Here is a 4,341-nt window from a genome sequence, read left to right on the forward strand (position 1 = left end):
ATTGGAGCGAGCTCCGAATACGCCAGTGCGCGAGCTCGACATCCTGCCGGCCGAGGAGCGGACCTACCTTTTGGAGGAGTTGAACCGGACGGACGCGCCCTATCCGTCGGATCTTTGCGTCCACGAGCTGTTCGAGCAACAGGTGCGCAAGGCGTCCGACGCGGTGGCGCTGGTCCATGAGGACGAGGCGCTGAGCTATGGCGACCTCAACGCCCGGGCCAACCGGCTGGCCCATCATCTGATCGGGCTCGGCGTCGGGCCAGGGGACTGCATTGCGACAGTGCTGGACCGCTCGGTCGCTCTTGTGGTGGCGCAGCTAGCAATCCTGAAGGCGGGCGGAGTGTATGTGCCGGTCGATCGCGCTTTGCCGTCTGCGCGACAAAAATGGCTATTGGCGGATTGTGCTGCACGCCTGGTGCTTAGCCAGACTGACGGTGATGATCTGGTTGAGGCCACGATCCCTGTTTTGCCCATTGAGCCGCTGATGATTGGATTGGGAGATAGTTCCGATCCTGGCGTGATATTGCGCGCCGAGGCTGCCGCTTACGTGATGTACACGTCCGGCTCTACCGGCCTTCCCAAGGGGGTTGTTGTGCCTCATGGTGCTGTCAACCGGCTCGTGATCAACAATGGATATGCGAAAATCGATGCCAGAGATCGCGTGGCATGGGCGAGCAATCCCGCCTTCGATGCCAGCACATTTGAAGTGTGGGCTCCGCTGCTTAACGGTGGCTGCATTGTTGCACTGGATGCCAATATCGTCATAGATGCTTCAAGTTTTTCTAGGGCGATTAAACAGCACCGGGTAGCAGCACTTTTTCTAACAACAGCGTTATTCAACCAATATACCTCATCGATCGCCTCGACGTTATCGCAACTTAGATACCTCCTATGTGGAGGCGAGCGCAGTGATCTTGCCTCATTTAAGAGATTGCTGAAAGAAGAAGGTCCTGTCCGGCTCATTCACTGCTACGGCCCGACGGAGACGACGACCTTCGCGACAGTCTGCGAAACCGCCCAATCCGTCGAGGGCATGACCTCGATCCCGATCGGTCGTCCGATTGGGAACACGCGGGTGTATCTGCTGGACGGCCATGGCGCGCCGGTTCCGTTCGGGGCGGTAGGCGAGCTTTACATTGGCGGGGCGGGAGTTGCGCGGGGTTACCTGAACCGCCCCGAGCTGACGGCGGAGCGGTTCATCGCCAGCCCCTTTGTGGAGGGCGACCGGCTATACCGGAGCGGCGACCTGGCGCGCTATCTGGCGGACGGCAACCTGGAGTTTTTGGGGCGCAACGACGACCAGGTGAAGATCCGCGGCTTCCGCATTGAGCCCGGCGAGATCGCCGCGCGGCTTTGCGAGCATGCGCTTGTCGGCGAGGCGGTGGTGGTGGCGCGCGAGGACCGCGCCGGCGACAAGCAGCTTGTGGCCTATGTGGTGTGTGCGCCCGAGGCCGGATCGGACGAGGCCGATGGCGCGCAGCTCGCTGCCTCCTTGCGCGCCCATCTGGTTAGCCTGCTGCCCGACTACATGGTGCCGAGCGCCTTCGTGCGGCTGGATGGGCTGCCGCTGACGCCGAACGGCAAGCTGGACCGCCAGGCGCTGCCGGCGCCGGCCGACGACGCCTATGCGCGGGCCGCCTACGAGGCGCCGCAGGGCGAGATCGAGACGGCGCTGGCGCAGATCTGGGCGGAGCTTCTGGGGGTCGAGCGGGTCGGGCGCCACGACCACTTCTTCGAGCTCGGCGGCCACTCGCTCTTGGCGGTGCAGCTGATGAGCCGGTTGCCGCAGGCCGTCGGTGTCGAGCTGCCGCTAGCCACGCTGTTCGCCCGGCCGGTGCTTGCCGACCTGGCGGCAAGCATCGTCGAGCTGTTGAGCCGCTCCGGTCCGCAAGAGCTGCCGGCGATTGCGGCCGTGTCGCGTCATGAGCCGCTTGTGCTGTCGTTTGCGCAGCAGCGGCTATGGTTTTTGGCGCAGTTGGACCCGAGCAGCACCTACTACCACATGCCGTTGGCCTTGCGGCTGCGTGGTGCGCTCGACCGCAGCGCCTGGCGGCGTAGCCTCGACCGTCTGTTTGCGCGTCATGAGGCGCTGCGCAGTGTCTTTGTCGCACCGGAGAGCAAGCCCCAGGTTGAGCTTCTGCCGCCGGATGCGGGGCTGCCGGTGGTGGAGCACGATCTGCGGGACAGGCCGGATGCGCAAGCCGCGCTTTTGGATCTGTGCCGTGAGGAGGCGCACACTCCCTTCGATCTGTCGCGCGGGCCGCTGACGCGCGCGCGTCTGATGCGGATATCGGATGAGGAACACGTCTTCCTGCTGAGCCAGCATCACATCGTCTCCGACGGCTGGTCGATGGGCGTGCTGGTGCGTGAACTCGGTCGGCTTTATCGGGCGTTCGAGGCTGGACAGGACGATCCTTTGCCGCCGCTTGCGATCCAGTATCCGGATTATGCCGCCTGGCAGCGCCAATGGCTGTCGGGGGAACGGCTGCAGACCCAGGCGCAGTATTGGCGCGAGACCCTGTCCGGCGCCCCGGCCCGTCTTGCGCTGCCGACCGATCGGCCGCGGCCGCTCCAGCAGTCGTTTGCCGGGGCGAGCGTGCCGGTCGTCATCGACGCGGCTCTGACGGGCGGTCTGAAGCGGCTGAGCCGCAAGCATGGCACGACGCTTTTCATGACGGTGCTGGCGGCCTGGGCGGCGGTGCTGTCGCGCCTGTCGGGGCAGGACGACGTCGTGGTCGGCGTGCCGAGCGCCAATCGCGGCCGGCGCGAGATCGAAGAGTTGATCGGCTTCTTCGTCAACACGCTGGCGCTGCGGGTCGACCTGTCGGGCGCGCCGAGCGTGGCGCAGCTTCTGGAGCGGACGCGGCGCACGGCGCTGGCCGCGCAGGAGCATCAGGACCTGCCGTTCGAGCAGGTGGTCGAGATCGTCAAGCCGCCGCGGGCCCTCGACCACACGCCGTTGTTCCAGGTGATGCTGGCCTGGCAGAACAACACCGACGGGTCATTGGATCTGCCGGGGCTGCGCGTGGAGGCTGCGGGGGAGTGGCTCGATCAGGTCAAGTTCGATCTGGAGCTCGACCTTGGCGAAGATGGCGATCAGATCGCCGGATCGCTGCACTATGCCACGGCGCTGTTCGACAAAGCGACGATCGAGCGGCAGCGCGGCTATCTTTTGGCATTGCTGCGGGCGATGGTTGCCGATGCAGGCCAGCCGGTCGGCCGCATAGAGCTGCTGCCGGCCGAGGAGCGGACCTACCTTTTGGAGGAGCTGAACCGGACGGACGCGGCTTATCCGTCGGATCTTTGCATCCACGAGCTGTTCGAGCAACAGGTGCGCCGGACGCCCGCGGCGGTGGCATTGGTGCATGAGGACGAGGCGCTGAGCTATGGCGATCTCAACGCGCGGGCCAATCGGCTGGCGCATCATCTGATCGCCCTCGGGGCCGGGCCGGATCAGCCGGTGGCGATCTGCCTGGAGCGCAGCCCGGCCATGGTGGTGGGACTGCTGGCGATCCTCAAGGCGGGAGGCGCCTATGTGCCGCTCGACCCGGCCTATCCGGGCCCACGGCTCAACCAGGTGCTCGAGGACGTCGTGCCGCGGCTGCTGCTTTGCGACGCCGCGGGCCGCACAGCACTGGACGCCAAGGCGCTGGCCGATGTCAGCGTGGTCGATCTGGAGACGGCGACCCCGGCCTGGGCCGAACTGCCCGCCTCGAACCCGGACCCGCGCGCGCTGGGCCTCACTCCCCGCCATCTCGCCTACATCATCTACACCTCCGGCTCCACCGGGACCCCCAAGGGGGCACCAAATGAGCATCGGGCTATTATCAATCGCCTGATCTGGATGCAGAAAGCCTACGCCCTCAATGCGACCGATGTCGTCTTGCAGAAGACGCCATTTGGCTTCGATGTCTCGGTCTGGGAATTCTTCTGGACGTTGCTTGAAGGGGCGACCCTGGTGCTTGCGCCTCCGGCTGCACACAAAGAACCCAATGTGCTTGTAAAATTGATAATCAGCGAACGCATCACCACTGCACACTTTGTACCATCCATGCTGGTCAGCTTTATGGACACGAAGGGTGTTGATCGCTGCACATCCCTGCAGCGTCTCATGTGCAGTGGTGAGGCGCTTTCTGCCTCCCTTGCGCAGAAGGTTCGGCGCGTGTTGCCATGGACTGGCCTGCACAACCTTTACGGTCCCACGGAAGCTGCTATCGACGTTACAGCCTGGAATTGCCCGGCTGATTTTGATGGGTCCGTTGTTCCGATCGGTCGTCCGATTGCGAACACGCGGGTGTATCTTCTGGACGGTCATGGCGCGCCGGTTCCGTTCGGGGCGGT

General features: G+C 64.6%; 1 pseudogene. It reads left to right on the forward strand.

Going from position 1 to position 4,341, the window contains the following annotated elements:
- Positions 1 to 25: 25 nt before the first annotated feature.
- Positions 26 to 4,341 (forward strand): annotated as a pseudogene (locus AC07FD_RS00185) (amino acid adenylation domain-containing protein); the annotation flags it as partial.

The sequence above is a fragment of the Mesorhizobium waitakense genome, assembly GCF_056431085.1.